Source organism: Providencia sp. PROV197 (genome assembly GCF_028479625.1).
Lineage (GTDB): Bacteria > Pseudomonadota > Gammaproteobacteria > Enterobacterales > Enterobacteriaceae > Providencia > Providencia vermicola.
Genome location: NZ_JAMPNZ010000041.1, coordinates 20,762 through 41,758 on the forward strand (window position 1 = coordinate 20,762; position 20,997 = coordinate 41,758).

A 20,997-nucleotide genomic window follows, 5' to 3' on the forward strand; every position below is an offset into this window, starting at 1 on the left:
CTCTAATTTCGATTGTATTTACAATGACTTTCTAATCGTACGTTCTTTTATCTTTTCAGCTTTACGACTGACTTTTCCAATAAGTGCTTGCTCTTTTTTTAAAATTTCTTTTAATGGTAAGGAAAAATAAATCTTCATAAAACGAAAAATATCACGTTGGGTAAGCCCAATATTTAGCGAAGAATAATAGAGGCCAATTAAATCTTTGTCACGCCAACGCATTGGGACTGATTTTCTCAGTTGTGCGCGGTGCAAATCAATCACGGATATTTTTAAATCACCTTCATTCTCGGTGAAAGGTAAATGGAGTAGAAAATGGCAAATATAACAGTCACGATGATTAATACCCGCTTTATGCATACCACGAACCATGTCAGCAACTCGGCGAATAATCATTTGTTTCGTACGAAATAACGGGGGCTCATTTAACCAATTTGCACAATAATCTTCCAAGCTAATGGTTGGCGTTAAGTCTTCTGTAATAATAAATGAATGGCGACGCAGCGGATTTACCCCTTTTTGCCCAAAGGCACGTCCATTCATCGTATCGACACCCACTTGTGTAAGCCGATGAATCGCATTCCATTCTCTATCTGCACCTAAAACAGGCAACCGAAAAGAAATCAGATTTTTCAGGACTTCTTTTAAGGTTGTACCATAATGAATTTTGATAAAATAACTACGACTTTCAACCTCAAAACGTAGCGTTTTTCGGGTCTCTAATGCACGAAAAACCTCACCTTGCAGTTTATCCGCTTCAATAAATGGATCTTTATTTTTCCAAAGCTCATCAAAAGGTGATTTTAATTCAATCATTTTGGCATCCTAAAATAATATCAGCTGCCTTTTGCGGTAGACTATATAAGTCTTCCGTATCTGCAAACTTTTGGGCATTTTTAACCCACGTCATGCGCTTTTCTGTCTCTTCTAAACCATTTTGTAACGCATAATTGAGTTCTGATTGCTCAAAAGGTTCGTTAATAACGACTCCACATTGCGCTTTTTGAATAAACGAAGCGTAACCACACACTTCAGTAACAATAATAGGTAAGCCCGCAGTAATCGCTTCCAATAAGACAATACCCGCAGCCTCTTGGTACGCAGGGTGCATTAAGATATCGGCCGCAGCCATTAATTCTGCAATATCATTACGCCCACTAAAGAAAGATACCTGCTGGCTAATACCTAATGATTGTGCTAACTGCTGGTATTTTGACGGTTTATCTTGGCCTACCACCATCAGCAATGTGTTTTTCTTGATGTTCTCTGGTAGTGCAGCAAGAGCCCTTAACGTACGGTCAACACCTTTACGCTTAAAGTCAGAGCCTACTTGCAATAGCAAAAACGCAGATTCTGGGATTTGGTTCTTTTGGCGATAAATCCGTTTTGCATCAGTAATTTGCTTATCGTATTTACGATCCAAAGCAATACCTGGTGGCAACATATGGAAACGCACATCTTCAGTTTGGTAGTGCTTTTTGAAATGTTTGATTTGATGTGGTGTTAACATTAATAGTTGTGTGGGTTTATCCACATCAAAAACGGCTTTTTCGAATGCCGCATAATGCTTATAACGTGGTGTCAGTTTATAGAAAAAACCTTTTTCTTCAGCAACTTTCTGTGCATAACACACATCCGCAGCATAATAAACATCCAAACCAGGCATCTTATTAAAGCCAACAATGCGGTCAACAGGGTGCTGCTTAATATTTGCGAGTACCCAGTCACAATATTGTGCATTTCGACCATGATTGGTGCTTGAAGACACGGGGACAATGACAACCTCAAACCCATCAGGTTTTTCGCCTTCCCATGATTGGGTATACACTCGAATATGATGACCCCGTGATTGGCATTCTGTCGCAATGCGCAAAAAATCGCGCTGTAAACCACCAAAAGGGAAGTATTTATACAAGCAAAATGCCAATTTCATATTAATACCTTGTCATCATGGAACGGATATTCATTGGCAACAATTTTTCCGTTGCTTTAATCACATCTGAGGCAGGAATAATCGAAAGATATTTTTTATTTCTATCCAATTCATCCCGTGGTGGCATTGCTTCGTAATCACCCGCCCAAAATTGTACTGCATTATCCGTCCATGGGCGCCAAAATATGTGATTAGTTGCGCCAAAAAGACACACAATTGGTGTATTTACAGCTGCGGCTATATGCATCGGTGCTGAATCTACACCAATAAATAATGCAGCATGGGCAATCAATGCGCCAAGTTCAGGAAACGTCGTTTTACCCGCTAATTCAATCACTGGCTTTGTTCGGCAACCATTCGCAATATTATTGACACATTCAAGATCTTCCTTGCTTGGCCCAGAAGTTAATACCACTTGGTAACCACGCGATTGCAATGCATCAATGACTTCAGAGAATTTCTCATCATCCCAGCACTTAAAAATTTGCCGCGCTGTTGGCTGAATAACCACATAGCTGCTATGCACGCCTAAGTCTAATAGCCTTTGGTCAATATTTTTCCAATCATCCGCTGTGTAAGACATCGTTAGATTTGTTTTAAGTTCTTTTAATTCTAACGGTTTAAGCACAGATAAATTATTTAAAACAACATGCTCCCCTTCGGGGATAGTTAAATGCGTGAAGCTGTTACGCCAATATTTAGAATCACGATGACTAAACTGGTGCGAAATTTTTGTTCCCGCAGGAATTGAACGCACCAGTAAACTTACCATCCACTGATCTGCTAAATTAACAACCAAATCGTATTTATTTTTACGCAGCACTAAAAGCAATTTAATAAAATTGCACGCTTTACTTATCCCACTACTTTTTTTATTTGCCATCCCATATAGCGCATTAATTTCGCTGTTTTCAGATAGGATAGGGAGCGTATCCTGATAAAGCAAAACATCAATTTCAGCATCAGGATATTGGTGTTTTAATGAACTGATAACTGGCGTTGTCAGCAACATGTCCCCATGAAACCGCATCTTGATAACAAGAATTTTTTTAAACTGTTTTTTCACCAGGCACTCTTAGTCAGGTCTATGTATAAAAAGTAAAAGACGATAGATATTCGACAATAAATATCATCATTAATTCAATCAATATTCGCTATGTTACTACTTTCAGAATAATGGTCATAGCCTCCTGTGCGCATATCTCCATTCAATTAAAATTTAGGCAAAAAAAAACTCAGCCTAGGCTGAGTTTTTAACGCAGAAAGCAAAATTATTTGATTTTTGCTTCTTTGTAGATCACATGCTTACGAACAACTGGATCGAATTTTTTCAGTTCCAGTTTTTCTGGCATTGTGCGCTTGTTCTTCGTAGTGGTATAGAAGTGACCTGTACCTTCAGAAGAAACCAGCTTGATTTTCTCGCGAATACCTTTAGCCATTTTTTAGCTCCTTAGTACTTCTCACCACGGGTACGCAGTTCAGCAAGAACAGCATCAATACCCTTTTTATCGATAACACGCATACCTTTAGCAGATACACGCAGTGTTACGAAACGTTTCTCAGACTCAACCCAGAAACGGTGAGAGTGCAGGTTTGGCAAAAAACGACGTTTGGTCGCATTTAATGCGTGTGAACGGTTGTTACCGCTCATTGGACGCTTGCCGGTAACTTGGCAGACTCGTGACATGTCTATTCTCCAAAAATCTAATCAGCTCGAGCTTTTTTGTTCTGGGTATGGCCGCCTCGTCAGGCTTAGGAGCCCATCTCAGCAAACTTTTAGTGACTGAAAAAACCGTTTATACCTAAGTAAAAAATTTACTGAGATAGGCCCTTCTCGCCAAACCCAAGATCCTTAAAGGTGGCGTAGTATACGCTTTCAATCGTTTTCACTCAAGCCCAACAACGTAAAAGTTGTCATTTTTTAGGCAAAAAATGATTTTACAGCCACCCTCGCTCTGCAAAGGAGACGCATCGTTTGTGCCCAACAACAAAATGGTCGAGTAATTTCACTCCCATAATGGAACAAGCGCTCTGGATCCGTTCAGTGACTTCTCTATCTGCGGCGCTGGGTTCAGGATTACCTGATGGGTGGTTATGCGCTAAAATGATTGAACTTGCATTCATTTTTATTGCAAAACGAATAATTTCCCTTGGATGAACTTCAACGCGGTTTAATGTGCCCTTAAACATTTCTTCATAACAAATAATTTGATTTTGAGTATTTAAAAATAACACAATAAAGACTTCGCGTTCTTGCCCCGCAAACAAATCAAGCAATCTAGATTTTAGGAGGTCAGGCCCACTCATTACATCCTCATGCAGAAATTGCTCCGAAAAAAAACGACGAGCCAACTCGCTAATGGCTTGCAACTGCGTGAATTTACAGCTTCCCATACCTTTACATTGTATTAGCTTCGTATAATCGGCTTGAATTAATAAATACAAAGAACCGAACTCCTTAATTAGCCGTTCAGCAAGTTTCAAAACTGGCTCTCCTTGGCTCCCCGTTCGCAAAAAAATCGCTAATAATTCGGCATCCGAGAGCGCTGCTGCACCATAAGCAAGTAGCTTCTCTCTGGGCGGTAAGTTTTGGTGTTCATTCATGATATTATTCGTCCTTGAATTCTCTCTCACCACTTTTATCGAGTTTTCAGTGAATCACAATTGCGCTCATAAGGCTTTGCGTAGCGCTTCGCAAAAATAATAAGTTGATGCAAAATCGAGCGCGCCACCTAAACGTGCAATGTGGTAATATGCCGTTCATGTTGAGCAAAGTGGATAAAAATAATGAATCAACTATCACTATTGGGTAAACAGATAGTTATTGGTATCAGTGGGGGCATCGCCGCCTATAAAATTCCAGAACTAACGCGTCGCTTACGTGATCAAGGCGCGGTCGTACGTGTCGTCATGACTCAAGGTGCGAAAGCCTTTATTACCCCTCTGACTTTACAGGCAGTCTCTGGCCATCCAGTCGCAGACGATTTATTAGATCCAGCGGCTGAAGCAGCAATGGGTCATATTGAATTAGCAAAATGGGCTGACTTGATTATTTTAGCCCCAGCAACTGCTGATTTAATTGCTAGGCTTAATGCAGGTATGGCAAATGATTTGCTTACCACAATATGCCTTGCTAGCGCTGCGCCGATTGCCGTTGTACCCGCAATGAATCAACAAATGTATCGGGCCCGTGCAACACAAGATAATTTAATCAGATTGAAACAACGCCAGTGTATGATTTGGGGGCCTGATGAGGGCAGTCAAGCTTGTGGTGATATTGGCCCAGGCCGCATGATTGATCCGCTCGAAATTGTTCGTTTGGCTGGTGAATATTTCAATCCTAAGCTAGATTTACAAGGCATTAAACTGATGATCACTGCGGGCCCAACTCGTGAAGATCTAGACCCAGTACGTTTTATCAGCAATCACAGCTCAGGAAAAATGGGGTTTGCTATCGCACAAGCAGCAAGCCAACGAGGGGCTGATGTGACATTAATTTCAGGGCCAGTTAACCTCCCTACACCGATGAGCGTTAATCGAATTAACGTGATTAGCGGCTTAGATATGTATGAAAAAGTGCACCAATCTATCGCTGAGCAAGATATTTTTATTGGTTGCGCTGCTGTTGCAGATTACCGAGCCAAAACGGTTGCTGAAAATAAAATAAAAAAACAAGGCGATGAGTTCACGATTACACTGGTGAAAAACCCAGACATTGTCGCAAGTGTTGGGGCTCTTACGAAAAATCGCCCTTATGTTGTGGGATTTGCAGCTGAAACCCAAAATGTGGAAGAATATGCTCGCCAAAAACGACAACAAAAACAATTAGATTTAATTTGTGCCAATGATGTTTCCCTTGCAGACAACGGTTTTAATAGCGATAACAACGCATTACATCTATTTGATGCCAACGGTGAGACTCGGTTGCCACATAGCAGTAAAATTGAATTAAGCCACTATTTACTTGACGAGATACTTCAACGTTATGAAAAAAATTGACCTAAAAATCCTTGATAACCGTATCGGTAATGAATTTCCTTTACCAACCTATGCAACAACAGGTTCAGCAGGTTTAGACTTGCGCGCTTGTCTTGATGCACCTATTGATTTAGCGCCAGGTCAAACAGAATTAATTCCAACAGGTTTAGCGATTCACATCGCTGATGAAAGTCTCGCTGCAGTTATTCTTCCCCGTTCAGGGCTGGGCCATAAACACGGTGTTGTACTCGGGAATCTTGTCGGACTTATTGACTCCGATTATCAAGGGCAACTCATGGTTTCTGTTTGGAATCGTGGTGATAAAACCTTTACTGTTGAGCCAGGCGAGCGCATGGCACAAATGGTTTTTGTCCCTGTGGTTCAAGCTGAATTTAATATTGTTGACGACTTTGATGCAACAGAACGTGGTGCAGGTGGTTTCGGTCACTCAGGTCGCCAATAAATAAAATATTCTGATATTTAATATGCTATATAGAACCTACTTTAGGTTCTATATTTATGAATCAAAACAATCAGTCGCATATTACTAAACAGGAAATTGTTCAAAATTTACTTATACTCTCTACATTTTTAAACCTATTTTGCTCTGTAAGTCTCTTTACTAAGAGCAAAATTTTGGATAGTTTGTTTTGCTGTTTTAGCAGGGGTCTTATTAGACATGGCAGAAAAAGCGACAACACAAAAACGTAACAGACGTGACGAGATCTTACAGGCTCTTGCGTTAATGTTAGAAAGTAGTGATGGTAGCCAACGCATTACGACTGCAAAACTTGCAGCCTCCGTTGGTGTTTCAGAAGCAGCGTTATATCGTCATTTTCCCAGTAAAATGAAAATGTTTGATAGTCTTATTGGGTTTATTGAAGATTCACTGGTCTCGCGTATCAATCTGATTTTAAATGATGAAAAAGATACCATCATTAGAATTAAATTAATGTTAGCGTTAATTTTAGGGTTTTCAGAGAAAAACCCAGGCTTAACACGTATAATGACAGGCCATGCGCTCATGTTTGAGCAAGACAGGCTACAAGACCGAATTAACCAATTGTTTGAGCGAATAGAGTCTCAATTGCGCCAAGTGTTAAAAGAGAAAAAAATACGTGATGGTCATGGCTTTATCCATGATGAATCGCTACTTGCTTCTCAATTACTTGCTTATTGCGAAGGCATGTTATCACGCTTCGTACGTTCAGAATTTCGTTACCGACCGACTGTCGAATTTGAAGCGCGCTGGCCTTTAATTTTAGCTCAGTTACAATAACAGTTATTAGTACTACTCACCCCGCCCGTTTTTTGGGCGAGGGGATTTTTTTAAATACCGTACTGTTCTCTATAAGCTTTCATTGCCACTAAGTGTGCTTCCATACCTTCTTGTTCAGAAAGATACGTAATCAAATCACTCATCGTAATGATTGAATAAACCTTGCAGTTATAGTCACGCTCAACCTCTTGTACGGCTGAGATTTCCCCTTTTCCTTTTTCTTGACGGTCTAAACACAACAAAACACCATTGAGAGTCGCTTTTTGCTGCTTAATAATTTCCATTGATTCACGAATTGCAGTACCTGCAGTGATCACATCATCAACCACAACAACACGTCCTTGCAGAGGGCTACCAACTAATACACCACCTTCTCCGTGATCTTTTGCTTCCTTACGATTAAAGCAATATGGCATATCGATATCATGATGCTCAGCCAATGCAACTGCCATTGTAGTTGCAATGGGAATACCTTTATAGGCTGGCCCAAAAATCACATCACACTCAATTGCACTCTCTTGTAGCGCTTGTGCATAAAAACGACCGACAAGTGCCAGATCACGCCCAGTATTAAATAACCCTGCATTAAAAAAATAAGGGCTTTTTCGACCTGATTTCAGCGTAAACTCACCAAATTTCAATACCTGTTTTTTCATGGCAAGTTCAATAAAATCGCGCTGATAGGCTTTCATTGGTCATTCTCCTCATTGATGACGATTATGTATATTAAATTTGTTATTTTGCTAATTGCGTTATCTGCCATTTAGCAGACATAAAAAAGGCGACTTTTCAGCCGCCTATTTAAACATTAATTTATTTCAGCGCTTCTCGCTGAGCTTCAAAAATGGTGTCGAGCCCTGTTTTGGCTAATGCTAATAGAGCCAATAATTCTTCATGGCTAAATGGTTCGCCTTCTGCGGTGCCTTGCACTTCAATCATACGGCCATCATCCATCATCACGACGTTCATGTCCGTTTCTGCCGCAGAGTCTTCAACGTACTCAAGGTCGCAAAGCGCTTCTTGGTTCACAATCCCGACCGAAACTGCAGCAACCATCGACTTCAGAGGACTTTTTGCAATTTTCCCCTGAGCAACCATATTATTCAGTGCATCCACCAGTGCCACACAAGCACCTGAAATCGCCGCTGTACGTGTACCGCCGTCAGCCTGGATAACATCACAATCTAAAGTGATGGTGAATTCACCCAATTTTTTCAGATCAACAGCTGCACGTAATGAACGGGCAATCAAACGTTGAATTTCCATTGTACGGCCAGTTTGTTTACCACGAGCCGCTTCACGTTGGTTACGTGAATTTGTTGCGCGAGGTAACATGCCGTACTCAGCGGTTACCCAACCTTGACCTTGACCTTTTAAAAAGCGAGGTACACCCTCTTCAACCGTTGCATTGCATAACACCTTCGTGTCGCCAAACTCAATAAGAACAGAGCCTTCTGCGTGTTTTGTATAATTGCGCGTGATGGTAATCGGGCGCATTTCGTCCGCTTGTCTATCTGCTGGGCGCATGGTGTTATCTCCGTTATCAACTCAAATTGGGACGCATTATACGTCCTTAAAACGATAATGCCTATCCTGTCATCTCTCATAGCGTTATAATCCCATTATCTTATCGATAATAGGAACGAATTATGATCCGTAGTATGACCGCTTTTGCCCGCCGTGATATCAAGGGTGAATGGGGGAATGCGGCCTGGGAGCTGCGTTCCGTAAACCAACGTTATTTAGAAACGTATATCCGTTTACCTGAGCAATTCAGAAGCCTTGAACCCGTTATTCGTGAACGCCTTCGTTCACGCTTAACGCGCGGAAAAGTGGAATGTAACCTGCGTTTTGAATTAGACGGTGGAAACCGTGGCGAATTAATTCTCAATGAACAATTAGCCCGCCAATTAATTAGCGCAGCAAATTGGGTCAAAAATTACAGCCACGAAGGTGAAATCAACCCCCTAGAGATTTTACGTTGGCCAGGTGTGATGTCGGCTGGCGAGCAAGATTTAGATGCCATCAGCGAACAGTTAATGGCTGGTTTAGATGAAACTATCGATGCTTTTATCCAAAGCCGAGAAGCGGAAGGTGCTTCATTGCATGCCTTAATTGAACAACGCCTTGATGGTGTTTTAGTTGAAGTGGCAAAAGTTCGTCAACATATGCCAGAAATTCTGCAATGGCAGCGCGATCGCCTTCAAAGTAAGCTCGAAGAAGCGGAAATCCAAGTGGATAACAACCGCTTAGAACAGGAGCTCATATTGCTCGCCCAACGTGTTGATGTTGCTGAGGAATTGGATAGATTAGAAGCGCACGTTAAAGAAACGCGTAATATCTTGAAGAAAAAAGAAGCCAATGGGCGCCGCCTTGACTTTATGATGCAAGAATTTAATCGTGAGTCTAATACGTTAGCATCAAAATCGATTAATAGCGAAGTCACCACTTCCGCCGTTGAACTGAAAGTATTAATCGAACAAATGAGAGAACAAATTCAGAATATTGAGTAATCTCTCTAACTGTCATGCATGACTAAGCCAATTAATGCTCTGTGTAAATTGGCTTTTTTTATTTTACTGAAATATCCAAATAACCTGAAATAGATGGACCCCCCCGCAATTTTGGAATAAAAATCGCATAAACTGCCTTAAAAATCCTATTTTTTGAAAATCCTTAGGCGCTCAAATAATCTCCACGATAAACTATCTTTCTTCCCCCAAAAAATCACTTACTCAAAAATTGGAGAGTCAAATGGTGCCGCAACAGCCTTTTGAAGATATTAGAAAAACGGATAATTCGGGAAATGAATACTGGTCAGCGAGAGAGTTGTCTAAACTCCTCGAATATTCGGAATATCGGCATTCTTACCTGTTTTAGAAAAAGCAAAAGAGGCATGTTTGCAAAGTAGACATGCCATTGAAGACCATTTCGAGGAGATCATCGATATGGTCGAAATTGGTTCTGGTGCTAAACGAAAGCTCAAACGAGATAACATCCAAAGTAAAACAGAAGCGAATCAAACTCACTTTGAAGTTGGCCAAAAAGTGAGAGAAACACTTGGCGGTACCATGCCAGAAAATCTGCCTACCCCAGAAAAAAGCATAAGACAACTCGCTCAAAAAGAGGCGAAAAAAAAGAAAATTGATAAATAACGTCTATGTTAAATCTAGAAATACGTCGGCATTTCTAGATTTAACTATTTCCCACGGCAACAAACGCTTAATTTACCCATGCTCCCTCAGAAGCATAATACATTGATTAATAACAAATTAATCTTTGATAATTGTTTTATCGAAAAAACATGAGCTCGCTCATAAATTCACCAAATGTTTTGATTTCAATCACAGATAACAAAACAGATCTTTGACAGGCCAATAACGGGTTATTAACATCCATCTTGTATACAAGTTGAATTCAATATAAATACAATAAAATTAATTACCTCTACAGACCAATAAAAAAGGTAAGACTATGTCATACAAAGACTCTGTGATAGCACCTACAGCAAAAGACACACCAGGGCGTTTACGCTGGGGTTTAGCAGCAATATTTTTTATTATCGGTTTAATTGCCTATATGGATCGCGCCAACATTTCCATTGTTGCGGAACATATGATGACCGATTTAGGTATGAGTAAAGTTCAATTTGGTTTTTTAGGCGCATTATTTTCTCTTGGTTATGCATTAGCACAAATTCCAAGTGGAATATTAGCGGAACGCTTTGGCAGCCGGTTAATTGCGACAATAAGCTTATATGTTTGGTCTGCGTTTACCATTCTAACGGTGGTTGCACCGACTTACCTCTGGTTATGTATCGTTCGTTTTTTCTTTGGTGTTGGCGAGGCGCCTCTATACCCTTCAAATGCTGTCTTTAATACTTGGTGGTTTCGTCAAAATGAAAAAGCCAGAGCGGCAAGCTTCTTATTGGCAGGCTCTTATTTTGGCCCAGTCATCGCTCCTACCCTTACTGTTTTCATTATGATTTCTTTCGGTTGGCACGCTGTTTTCTATATCTTTGGAGTCATTGGTATTTTAATTGGTTTGATCTGGTACTTCTGCGCTCGCAATAAACCAGAACAGCACCCTAAGATTTCACAAAGCGAAATCGCATTTATACAAAGTGGCCGAACAATCAGTGAGAATGGCGGTGAAGATGTCAAAGCTCCATGGCGTAAGTTTATGAAAGAACGTCCATTTTGGGCTGTAGGCTTTCAATACTTTTTTGTCGCCTATATGACTACATTATTTATGATTTGGTTACCAACTTACCTCCAAGAAGCACGCGGATTTTCACTAACTCAAATGGGTGTTGCGGCAAGTTTCCCATGGTTAGCCATTTGTATTGCTGTGCTTACCGCGGGTTCAGTATCTGACTGGCTACTCAATAAAGGCTACTCCCAATTAGTGGCAAGGGGCTACATCGCCATTACTGGTTTTATCCTGTTTATTGTTGGGATTTGTGGTGCTGCTCAAACGGAGAGCGCTGTTGTAAGTGTCGCATGGCTAACCCTTGCCCTCGGTGCTTTAGGCCTGCCCGTTGTGACTTCGTGGGCAATTGCCGCTGATAAAGGCCGTCAATATGCAGGATCAGTAAGTGGATGGATGAATCTGTGGGGCAATTTGGGTGGTGTTATTTCTCCAATTTTATGCGGCTGGCTTGCCCAACACTTTGGGTGGACGGTTGCCTTACTTTTCAACGTGATACCTATTAGTTTAGCCATTATTTGCTGGTTCTTCATTCAACCTGATAAACCTCTAGCAGCGGCTGTAAACCAAGATTAGTTTTACTCATACACTCTAATATAACGAATAAAGGTGCCCTATGTTTACGTTAAATCCTCGAGTTACCTGTTTTAGCCAAGAAGTGATCGAAAGCTGCCGCGATGTTTGCCCGTCAACAATTGGCCATATGACCGATTTTGGCTTCATCAAAACACTACGTCCACAAATTGAAAAAAACCAGTTCATTGGCCACGCAGTAACTGTGCGAATTCCACATATGGACTCTTCAGCAGTACATAAAGTCTTTGATATTGTTCAAGAAGGAGATGTTGTTTGCATTGATATGTCAGGAGATTATGACCGCGCCTGTTGGGGTGAGATGGTGTCCTATATGGCACGAGCAAAAAAAATTGCTGGGGCTGTTATCGATGGTTGCGTAACTGATATCAAAGCGCTGCGTGAGATTGGTGTCCCTGTATTTGCTCACAAAGTCAGTCCGCTAACAACTCGAATCCTAGGCATTGAAGGCGCAATCAATGTGCCAATCAGTGTCGATGGCGTCACTATCCACCCAGGTAATTTAATTATTGCAGATGGTGATGGCATTTTAGTGGCTGATGAAGTGACATTGCAAGAATATCGCCAACGCGCGCTTAATGCACAACATGCTGAAATTGATGTCAAAAAACGCATAGATGCAGGTGAAACCTTAGCCGCTATCTCAGGCGCTGCAAAATATTTCGAATAAGGAGCCAACATGAAAGTTGCAATTGCCCAACTAGCCAGTAGCCCTAATAAAGAACAAAACTTGAAAAAAGCCTGTGATGCCATACAAAAGGCGGCTCAAGGCGGAGCAGATTTAGTTCTATTACCTGAAATGTTTATGGCATTTGTTCCCGCGGATAGTGGTATCAGCTATGCGGATGTCGCAGAGAACGTTGATGGTCCTTTTGTTTCTCAACTAGCCAAAACAGCAAAAGAGTATGGAATTTATGTGGTTTGTGGTATTTATGAACGGGCTGAGAATGAACCTAAACGCGCGTTTAACACCACCATTATGTTAAACCGCCAAGGGGAACTCATTTATCATTACCAAAAAACGCATTTATATGACGCATTCTCTTATCAAGAGTCACTCAATATCATTCAAAGTCATAATGAATTGAAACCTGTCGAAACCGAATTTGGGAAAATTGGTATTTTAGTATGCTATGAGCTGCGTTTCCCAGAAGTCGCCCGTAAATTAGCATTAGCAGGGGCAGATTTACTCCTAGTCCCAACAGCTTGGGTCAGTGGTCCTCTCAAAGAAGAGCACTACCAAACCCTAGTAAAAGCCCGTGCTCTAGAAAATACCATACCTGTTTGTGCGTGTGACCAAACCAGTAATATTTTTATTGGGCGCAGCTTAATTTGTGATGCTCTTGGCGTAACAATTGCTTCTGCAGGCTATGATGAAACCGTGTTCTTCGCTGAAATTTCCCCCGAGCACACAGCTGAAACTCGTCAAAAATTGCCCTGTATGGAAAACCGCCGTCCTGAATTATATTAACGCAATCAAAACTGGCACGGATGCTGGTTTATTATCCATATTATCACCAATAATTAACCGCCATTTGCTTATTATCTAAACAATATAAAGTTGGTACTTTACTTGTATACCAATCTATTCCTTTCTATACTCACTGAAATTTCTAATTTTGATACAAGATCCTGATGAAAGATAAACCACTCAGCCAACAAGCCTATACGGCTATTAAACATAAAATTCTCAGTAAGCAGTTTGGCGAGGAAAGCTATACCTCTGAAAACAGCTTAGTTGAAGAACTTGGTATGAGCCGTACTCCAATTCGTGAAGCGCTATATCAGCTACAAAATGAAGGTTTGGTTAAAATTATTCCACGCAAAGGGGTATTTATCCAAAAACTTTCCTTAAAAGAAACGCGGGATAATTATGATTTACGTTTAGCCATTGAGTCTCATGCAATTAAACTCGTCCGTGATTATTTAACTGAGGAACACTTCGCTTGCTTAGATGCGATAATTGAACAGCAAAAAGCGCTACTTGCCGAAAATAATTACCAAGGTTGGATTAAAGAAGATGAGCGCTTTCATCGATTCTTTTTAGAGTTACTCGATAACACTGTCTTTTTAGATTTAGCGGATAATATTCGCCAGCGTGTTTATTTTCAGCCAGACCCCATTTATCGTAATGAATATTACTTTGAGTCTACACGTCAACATCAACAACTTGTCGAACAACTCAAGCAAAAGGCTTTCAGCCAAGCAGAAGAAACTCTGACAGAACATATTCTACGAGGTAAACGTAACTATGTTTAGCGTTGAGTTGCGCCAAAAAGAAAAAGCCAAATTAATGGCTTTCTCTTTTTACGTTTTGTTCGTTATGTTTAACAGATTATCTTAGCTGGCTTTGGCTTCCTTCATTGCCGCGTCTTTATCATGACTATAATGGAAGGTAAATTGGAAAATAATCGCTAAAACAATTGTGTAAGACGAAAAGACCAGCCAAATCATTTGCCAATCTTTAATACCGTCAACAGTATAGTAATCGACAACCAACCCGCTGAGAATTGCACCAAAATAAGCACCGACACCATTCACCATGGTCATAAATAACCCTTGGGCACTCGCACGCATTCGTGTATCGACTTCTCGTTCAATAAATATTGAACCTGAAATATTAAAGAAATCAAATGCACAACCATACACAATCATCGACATGATTAAGAACATCAAACCAATCGCTGATGGATCTCCGAAGGCAAAGAACCCAAACCGCAATGTCCATGCAAACATACTTAATAACATAACGGTTTTAATGCCATAGCGTTTTAAGAAGAATGGAATTGCTAAAATAAAACACACTTCCGCCATTTGCGAGATAGATAATAATATGGAGGGATATTGCACCACTAAACTATCTTGATACAGCGGATTGAGACCAAAATCATGTAAGAACGGGTTACCAAATGTATTGGTTATTTGTAAAACCGCACCAAGCAACATAGCGAATAAGAAAAATACAGCCATTATTGGCTTCTTAAATAACACTAACGCATCTAAGCCTAGCTTGCTCATCCAGCTACTTGAAATGGCTTTTTTATTCACTTCAATTTTAGGTAATGTTAGGGAATACGCGGCTAATAGCAGCGAACATCCCCCTGCTATATATAGTTGCATACTGCTGAGTTCAAATTTTAATAAGCTAATACTCCACATGGCGACAATAAACCCAACCGTTCCAAATACACGAATTGGAGGGAAGTTACTGACCGAATCCAATTGGTATTGGCTTAGTGATGAATAACTAATGGTATTTGAAAGGGCAATTGTCGGCATAAATGCCATCGCATTTATCAACATCACCCAAAACATCACCGATGAGCTGGTGACTGTAGCGGCATAAAATAATGCAGCTGCCCCTATCAAATGGCAGATCATATATAAGCGATTCGCTGGGATATATTTATCCGCAATAATGCCGATAAGCCCTGGCATTAAAATAGCCGCAATGCCTTTAGAGCTATAAACTAAACCAACTTCAGCACCTGAGAAACTCAAAGTTTTCATCATGTACGAGCCGAGCGTAACTAACCAACTTCCCCAAACAAAATATTGCAGGAAAAGCATGATTTTCAAGCGGGATTTAATGTTCATACGAAGCTCCGTTTGGAGTTACATGTGTTTATTTTTATTTTCAGCTCAGCGATAGCCACCCCCATTAAAATGACGGCAACACCTACAAACTGAATGAATTCGAGGGGTAATTGCAGAACAGTCACTGACAGTAAAATAGTAACGGGCAGCTGCATTGAGCTCACAATGGTCGCTAAGCTTGTACCAATCAGAGGTGTGCCTTTAGCAAACATCCACATACCGAAGAAAGAACCAAAGAAAGCCAGAGGTAGTCCATAAGTAAAAAATAGCGATTGAAACGTTGATACACTAAATAAGAATGTTGGTGGCACGATAATAGAGGTCAAGATTGCGCCTCCCGTCACCATAATTGCCGAGCGCATCATCGGATCCGTTTTTACAGCCAATGCGCCACTCACATACACCCGTATCGCATTTGATAATGCTGCACATAATCCTAGTAGCACGCCTGCCCAATGAAATACGATATCTTGGCTATTTAATAACCCTGTCGCCAGTATGGTACCAATTAAGATCACTATTACAGAAACAATTGTCATTAATGGTGGTATTTGACGGTTTACGACAGCATTAATCGCCACTCCCATCCATGTAAATTGCAGAAATAGCACCACACCTAATGCTGGGGATAAATACTGCAACGATGCGTAATATAATAACCCCGTTAGGCCCGTCGTCGTCCCCGTTAACAACATCAAAAGACCTTGTTGCCGAGTTGGCCACATTAAGCGAGCTTTTTTCACTAATGCGCCGACAACAACAAAAAACCATAACAAAATTGCACCAAGTACCGTTTGGCTACCGATTACATCATTCAAGGAATAACCTGCGCGATAAGCCAGTACAACTAATGTTGAAAGAATGCCATAACTACAAGCGCCTAAAGAAACTAAAATCAGACCTTTAAATTTCATTTCAATATTCACCTTATTAATAATTACAGCATCTTTATTTTATTTTGAGAAAAAGAGTCTTGAAATTAGAAACGCGCAATCACACCCGTGACGAGTTTCAAGAATGTCGCTTTCACTTTTTCTGCGGTTTCAATCACTTCATCATGGCTTAATGGTTGTTCCAAAATTCCGCATGCCATATTAGTTAAGCAGGAAATTCCTACGGTTTTAATTTGTGAATGATGTGCAACTAATGCTTCTGGTACTGTCGACATACCGACTGCATCAGCCCCTAATGTTCTGATCATGCGAATTTCCGCTGGTGTTTCGTAAGTCGGGCCTGTCCACCATGCGTAAACCCCTTCACGTACAGAAACACCCTGTTCAGAAGCAACATCTTTGATTGTTTGGCGTAACTCTTTGTTGTATACCTCGCTCACATCCAAGAAACGAACACCCAACTCAGGGTTATTCGGCCCTATTAATGGATTATTTGCTGTCAGGTTAATGTGATCGGTAATAATCATCAGGTCACCTGGGTTAAAATCGGTATTTACCGCGCCACAGGCGTTAGTGATAATTAATTTTTCGACACCGAGTGCTTTCATCAAACGCACAGGGAAAGTCACTTGGTCTAATGAAAAACCTTCGTAATAGTGAAAACGGCCTTTCATCGCAACTACCGTTTTGCCAGCAATCGTACCAATCACTAATTCATTCGCATGGCCAACAGCCTCAGACTTAGCAAAATGAGGCACTTCGCTATAAGGAATATGAACCGCATTCTCTAGGGTATCTGCAAATGGGCCCAATCCAGAGCCTAAAATAATCCCAACAGTTGGCTTTAATTCCGTACGTGACTGAATAAATTTCAGGCTTTCTAAAATATCTTTCGTCTGGTGCATGGCTATCTCCAAATTAAAATCGAATACTGATTGTTGAAATCGATCATAGCGTAATTTAGAAACATAACAGCGATCTTAATCTCATTTTAAGAAAAAGATTTTAGGTATGATGTGCGGCATAATGCAGAACTTTATATATAGATTTGCTAATCTTAAGCCTAATGGTTGGAACGAAAAGGAGTGGGGCGCTTGTTACATACATTATTAAATGAATTTCGCACCTCAAAAAATTCAAAAACACAAAAACTGAAAGTGCTTTACCGATTAGTTCTCAATCACGGGCCAATTCGAGCCGAGATGCTCGCTACACTCGCGAGTATGAAGCCAGCCACCTGTGCAAGATTGCTAGATGAGCTGAGTAAATGCCAATTAATTTCAACCTCTGAGCTGGGTGAATCCACAGGAGGACGTAAGCCCATTTTGTACAGTATCAACCCTGCGGATGGTTACCTTGTTGGTATTGAAATGAGTGATATCTATTCCACCATTGTTTTACAAAACCTAAAACTCGAAATTCTAGGGATGGTGAAAGTCAAATATGAGCACCTTGAAACGGCTGAGAACATGCTCGATCATCTGCTTAGTAAAGTTGACACCCTCCTTGCAGGACATCAACTAAGTGTAGAAAACCTGCTCGGTATCGGCATTGCTATCGACCATATTTTAGAGCGTGACAAACTCCCCTATCATCAATATAACTCGCGCATCAAAGGGCTCTATAACTACATCACGCAAAAAGTACCGTGCTTTGTGCTACTGGGAAGCGGGATCAGTTTTGCCGCATTCGCCGAATACCGTTTACATTATACGTCTGATAGCCAACGATTTTTATTTACCACCTGCGACACGGACATTCGCAGTTGCACGATCATCAATAATCATTACGCACCCGCACCAATTAGCACTGCGCAGGCATTTGGCCATACAACGATTGATATTAATGGGCAACGCTGTGAATGTGGCTCGTTTGGCTGTTTAAAGCAATACAGCTCGTTGTCCGCCATAAAATCTCGGGTGATCCAACAACTCCGATTAGGTAAAAGCTCGGTCATTAATGATCTTGTTAATAATGAAGCAGATATTAACTACCACACAATTTTCCAAGCGCTGACATTAAACGACACCATTTGTCTCGAAGCTCTTGAAGAAGCGGCTTATTATTATGGAATCGCTATCGCGAATGCTATTTTAACGACTCAAGCAGATGTCGTTGTTTGTGGTGGAACCTTAACACCAAAAAATCATTTCTTTGAGATGACGAAAAAGTCCGTTGAAGAAAAATTAGCCGCCTTCCCTCATATCAAAACACGTATTTATGCAGCTAATGACTCTTATGAAATTGTCGCACAAGGTGCTGGGGGAATGGTAATGGAAAATTACCTTTCAGATTAACGACTTCTTTCATTAAGAGGGATAGAGTGTAGAATAAATCCACTATTTTATACTCTATCACGCAAAATGAGGGGATCATGATCGAATTTGAACATATCAACGATGCTGTAATATCACCGATATTACAGCAACTTCACAGCAAATCTCCTCTCGTTCACTGCATGACCAATGATGTCGTTCAAACCTTTACCGCAAATGTTCTGTTAGCGCTAAATTGTTCCCCTGCCATGGTCATTGAACCTGAAGAAGCTGAGCAATTTGCTGCCATAGCAAACAGTTTATTAATTAATGTGGGAACACTCACGACGGATAGGCAACAAGCAATGAAACGCGCTGTACATAGTGCAAATACCGCGGAAAAACCTTGGGTTCTTGACCCTGTTGCTGTTGGTGCTCTCACTTTTCGTACCCGCTTCTGTCATGAGCTTCTTGGCCTTAAACCTGCTGCAATTCGGGGCAATGCATCCGAAATTATGGCATTAGCAGGTAACAGTCTCGGTGGTCGAGGGGTAGACTCCCTAAACTCCACAAATGATGCCCTTCCTGCAGCAAAATCACTGGCCAAACAAGCGAACACCATTGTCGCCATCAGTGGCGAAATTGATTATGTCACTGATGGCAAACGCACAATTGCTATCGCAGGCGGGGATATTTTAATGACTCGCGTAGTTGGGACGGGATGCGCACTATCCGCTGTCGTTGCCGCTAGCTGTGCGCTATCTGGTGATAGGCTACAACATGTTGCAACCGCTTGTGCACTAATGAAACAGGCAGGGGAAACAGCGACACAGCGCTGTCGCGGTACTGGTAGCTTTATCCCTGAGTTTTTAGATGCACTTTATCAATTAAACCCATAAATTCACCGATAAGAAAACTCAATTTAGTCTATAACCGAGTTTTCTTACCTCGCAACTTTCTAGACCAATGGCGAAAGTTATCCCTAAAACGAATAAACCGATAAGCCCCATTTTTTTTGTCTGGCTCAATACCATAAAAACGTTTTAAGGCGATTAAATCATTTGCTTTACATATGGTTAAATTTCCGTAATCAGACAAATCAATCACTTTCAGTCCATTCTCTGTCAAAACAAAGTTTCCTGCATGAATATCATTAGAAGATAAACCATAGCGATGAAGTTGGTCGATAACCGATTTCATTTCAGCATAATAAGGTGTTAGATCATCCAATTCTGATAGGACAGTTCCTTCAACATATTCAGCAATAATCCACGTTTCAACTGATTCACGGCATTGCATTTTTTCTGCCACAAAATAGATGTCATTTGTAACAGTGCAGCCCTGATTTTGTGCGGAGACTAAACGCATTAATAAACGTGAATAAAATGGGCCAGATAACATACGCATTACTCTTTTTTCAATGCGTTTATCCCGCTCTTTTTCACATTTGATAATATAATTTTGGCCATTTAGTTGAATACGTTCGACACTTCGTTCTGCATTTCCACTGCCTAAATCTTTACCAACAATTCGTCCATCAATATAGTCAGTCATGACTTGCCAAAAATCAATTTCACCTGCTTTTTGGTAAGTTATGAAGTCACCTCTTTGTTTTTTTATAATTTTTTGCATGACAGAGCGCCCGCTTTTTAATCAATCGGCGGATGCTAACAAATGAAAAAAGACATTTCTTAGCGATTCTTGCAAAAATGGTTCAAAAATAAAGAAGTTGTGGAATACCGCACAAAATGAGCGGTTTTTAGGAAGGAAAAGGTGAAAAATAGGCTGGCAAACTGCCAACCCATTCTTACTATTAATATTTAGTCATTACCAAATAAATCACGGGTATACACTTTGTCTGCCACATCTTCGATTTCAGGCACCATACGGTTGGCTAAAATAATGTCGCACTGGGCTTTAAATTCCGCTAAATCATTGACCACTTTTGAACGGAAAAACTCGGTTTCTTTCATCACAGGCTCATACACCACCACTTCAATGCCTTTGGCTTTGATGCGCTTCATGATGCCCTGCACCGCAGAAGCACGGAAATTATCTGACCCTGCTTTCATCACTAAGCGATAGACACCGACTTTACGTGGTGCTTTGGCAATAATTGCGTCCGAAATGAAGTCTTTACGCGTGCGGTTGGATTCGACAATCGCGTTAATCAGGTTGTTCGGCACATCATCGTAGTTAGCGAGCAATTGCTTGGTATCTTTCGGTAAACAATAACCGCCGTAACCGAATGATGGGTTG

At 40.8% G+C, this 20,997-nt stretch carries 23 protein-coding genes and 1 pseudogene; 11 read left to right on the top strand and 13 right to left on the bottom strand.

Going from position 1 to position 20,997, the window contains the following annotated elements; translation table 11 throughout:
• Nucleotides 1–18: 18 nt before the first annotated feature.
• From rfaP to radC, 6 genes are all read right to left on the bottom strand, one after another.
• Nucleotides 19–816, bottom strand: coding sequence for a lipopolysaccharide core heptose(I) kinase RfaP (rfaP, locus tag PR808_RS19940; RefSeq protein ID WP_206085719.1), 798 nt, complete (start codon nucleotides 814–816; stop codon nucleotides 19–21).
• On the bottom strand, nucleotides 809–1,933 hold the full coding sequence (locus tag PR808_RS19945) for a glycosyltransferase family 4 protein (RefSeq protein ID WP_206085717.1): 1,125 nt from the start codon (nucleotides 1,931–1,933) through the stop codon (nucleotides 809–811). Before PR808_RS19945 ends, rfaP begins: the two co-directional genes overlap by 8 nt.
• Nucleotide 1,934: 1 nt before the next feature.
• Nucleotides 1,935–2,999, bottom strand: a complete 1,065-nt coding sequence (gene rfaQ, locus PR808_RS19950) for a lipopolysaccharide core heptosyltransferase RfaQ (protein WP_272539968.1) — start codon at nucleotides 2,997–2,999, stop codon at nucleotides 1,935–1,937.
• A gap of 205 nt (nucleotides 3,000–3,204) precedes the next feature.
• A complete protein-coding gene (rpmG, locus tag PR808_RS19955) occupies nucleotides 3,205–3,372 on the bottom strand; it encodes a 50S ribosomal protein L33 (protein ID WP_004265124.1) in 168 nt (55 codons plus the stop codon).
• A gap of 11 nt (nucleotides 3,373–3,383) precedes the next feature.
• Nucleotides 3,384–3,620 (bottom strand): 50S ribosomal protein L28, encoded by a 237-nt coding sequence (rpmB, locus tag PR808_RS19960; protein WP_004265123.1) that lies wholly within the window; start codon nucleotides 3,618–3,620, stop codon nucleotides 3,384–3,386.
• Between the two features lie 251 nt (nucleotides 3,621–3,871).
• Nucleotides 3,872–4,537: a RadC family protein gene (gene radC / locus PR808_RS19965; RefSeq protein ID WP_272539969.1), complete on the bottom strand. Its 666-nt coding sequence runs from the start codon at nucleotides 4,535–4,537 to the stop codon at nucleotides 3,872–3,874.
• Between the two features lie 183 nt (nucleotides 4,538–4,720).
• On the opposite strand from radC, the gene coaBC reads away from it, so the two are divergent.
• The 3 genes from coaBC (at nucleotide 4,721) to slmA (ending at nucleotide 7,190) form a co-directional block, all read left to right on the top strand.
• Nucleotides 4,721–5,932 (top strand): bifunctional phosphopantothenoylcysteine decarboxylase/phosphopantothenate--cysteine ligase CoaBC, encoded by a 1,212-nt coding sequence (gene coaBC / locus PR808_RS19970; RefSeq protein WP_272539970.1) that lies wholly within the window; start codon nucleotides 4,721–4,723, stop codon nucleotides 5,930–5,932.
• Nucleotides 5,919–6,374: a dUTP diphosphatase gene (gene dut / locus PR808_RS19975; protein WP_206085702.1), complete on the top strand. Its 456-nt coding sequence runs from the start codon at nucleotides 5,919–5,921 to the stop codon at nucleotides 6,372–6,374. Before coaBC ends, dut begins: the two co-directional genes overlap by 14 nt.
• 216 nt (nucleotides 6,375–6,590) lie before the next feature.
• Nucleotides 6,591–7,190, top strand: coding sequence for a nucleoid occlusion factor SlmA (gene slmA / locus PR808_RS19980; protein ID WP_206085700.1), 600 nt, complete (start codon nucleotides 6,591–6,593; stop codon nucleotides 7,188–7,190).
• A 50-nt stretch (nucleotides 7,191–7,240) separates the two neighbouring features.
• On the opposite strand, the gene pyrE is transcribed toward slmA, so the two are convergent.
• Complete coding sequence (gene pyrE, locus PR808_RS19985) at nucleotides 7,241–7,882, bottom strand: orotate phosphoribosyltransferase (RefSeq protein ID WP_206085693.1); 642 nt, start codon at nucleotides 7,880–7,882, stop codon at nucleotides 7,241–7,243.
• A gap of 121 nt (nucleotides 7,883–8,003) precedes the next feature.
• Entirely contained in the window at nucleotides 8,004–8,717 is a 714-nt protein-coding gene (rph, locus tag PR808_RS19990; protein ID WP_206085691.1) for a ribonuclease PH, read from the bottom strand.
• Nucleotides 8,718–8,839: 122 nt separating this feature from the next.
• Between rph and PR808_RS19995 the strand changes: the two genes are divergently transcribed.
• The 6 genes and pseudogenes from PR808_RS19995 (at nucleotide 8,840) to PR808_RS20020 (ending at nucleotide 14,252) form a co-directional block, all read left to right on the top strand.
• Nucleotides 8,840–9,703 (top strand): YicC/YloC family endoribonuclease, encoded by an 864-nt coding sequence (locus PR808_RS19995; protein WP_272539971.1) that lies wholly within the window; start codon nucleotides 8,840–8,842, stop codon nucleotides 9,701–9,703.
• Nucleotides 9,704–9,944: 241 nt separating this feature from the next.
• Nucleotides 9,945–10,345, top strand: a pseudogene (locus PR808_RS20000) (hypothetical protein).
• A 319-nt stretch (nucleotides 10,346–10,664) separates the two neighbouring features.
• Nucleotides 10,665–11,975, top strand: a complete 1,311-nt coding sequence (locus tag PR808_RS20005; RefSeq protein ID WP_206085687.1) for an MFS transporter — start codon at nucleotides 10,665–10,667, stop codon at nucleotides 11,973–11,975.
• Nucleotides 11,976–12,015: 40 nt separating this feature from the next.
• Nucleotides 12,016–12,663 (top strand): RraA family protein, encoded by a 648-nt coding sequence (locus PR808_RS20010; RefSeq protein ID WP_206085685.1) that lies wholly within the window; start codon nucleotides 12,016–12,018, stop codon nucleotides 12,661–12,663.
• A 9-nt stretch (nucleotides 12,664–12,672) separates the two neighbouring features.
• Nucleotides 12,673–13,464, top strand: a complete 792-nt coding sequence (locus PR808_RS20015) for a carbon-nitrogen hydrolase family protein (RefSeq protein ID WP_206085684.1) — start codon at nucleotides 12,673–12,675, stop codon at nucleotides 13,462–13,464.
• Nucleotides 13,465–13,628: 164 nt separating this feature from the next.
• Nucleotides 13,629–14,252, top strand: coding sequence for a GntR family transcriptional regulator (locus tag PR808_RS20020; RefSeq protein ID WP_047756388.1), 624 nt, complete (start codon nucleotides 13,629–13,631; stop codon nucleotides 14,250–14,252).
• A gap of 81 nt (nucleotides 14,253–14,333) precedes the next feature.
• On the opposite strand, the gene PR808_RS20025 is transcribed toward PR808_RS20020, so the two are convergent.
• The 3 genes from PR808_RS20025 to PR808_RS20035 form a co-directional block, all read right to left on the bottom strand.
• A complete protein-coding gene (locus PR808_RS20025; protein WP_225820420.1) occupies nucleotides 14,334–15,590 on the bottom strand; it encodes a nucleoside permease in 1,257 nt (418 codons plus the stop codon).
• Entirely contained in the window at nucleotides 15,587–16,504 is a 918-nt protein-coding gene (locus tag PR808_RS20030) for a DMT family transporter (protein WP_272539972.1), read from the bottom strand. The genes PR808_RS20025 and PR808_RS20030 overlap by 4 nt, the downstream gene beginning before the upstream one ends.
• 65 nt (nucleotides 16,505–16,569) lie before the next feature.
• Nucleotides 16,570–17,388, bottom strand: coding sequence for a purine-nucleoside phosphorylase (locus PR808_RS20035; protein WP_272539973.1), 819 nt, complete (start codon nucleotides 17,386–17,388; stop codon nucleotides 16,570–16,572).
• Nucleotides 17,389–17,577: 189 nt separating this feature from the next.
• Between PR808_RS20035 and PR808_RS20040 the strand changes: the two genes are divergently transcribed.
• Both PR808_RS20040 and thiM read left to right on the top strand, forming a co-directional pair.
• On the top strand, nucleotides 17,578–18,780 hold the full coding sequence (locus PR808_RS20040) for an ROK family protein (protein WP_241016880.1): 1,203 nt from the start codon (nucleotides 17,578–17,580) through the stop codon (nucleotides 18,778–18,780).
• A 77-nt stretch (nucleotides 18,781–18,857) separates the two neighbouring features.
• Nucleotides 18,858–19,637, top strand: a complete 780-nt coding sequence (thiM, locus tag PR808_RS20045; RefSeq protein WP_272539974.1) for a hydroxyethylthiazole kinase — start codon at nucleotides 18,858–18,860, stop codon at nucleotides 19,635–19,637.
• 28 nt (nucleotides 19,638–19,665) lie between these two features.
• Here thiM and PR808_RS20050 read toward each other — a convergent pair whose 3' ends face one another.
• Both PR808_RS20050 and PR808_RS20055 read right to left on the bottom strand, forming a co-directional pair.
• The gene (locus PR808_RS20050) at nucleotides 19,666–20,370 is read right to left on the bottom strand and encodes a lipopolysaccharide core heptose(II) kinase RfaY (protein WP_206085676.1); all 705 of its coding nucleotides are present in this window, start codon (nucleotides 20,368–20,370) and stop codon (nucleotides 19,666–19,668) included.
• Between the two features lie 188 nt (nucleotides 20,371–20,558).
• On the bottom strand, nucleotides 20,559–20,997 hold a 439-nt coding region (locus PR808_RS20055), incomplete at its 5' end, for a UDP binding domain-containing protein (protein ID WP_272539951.1).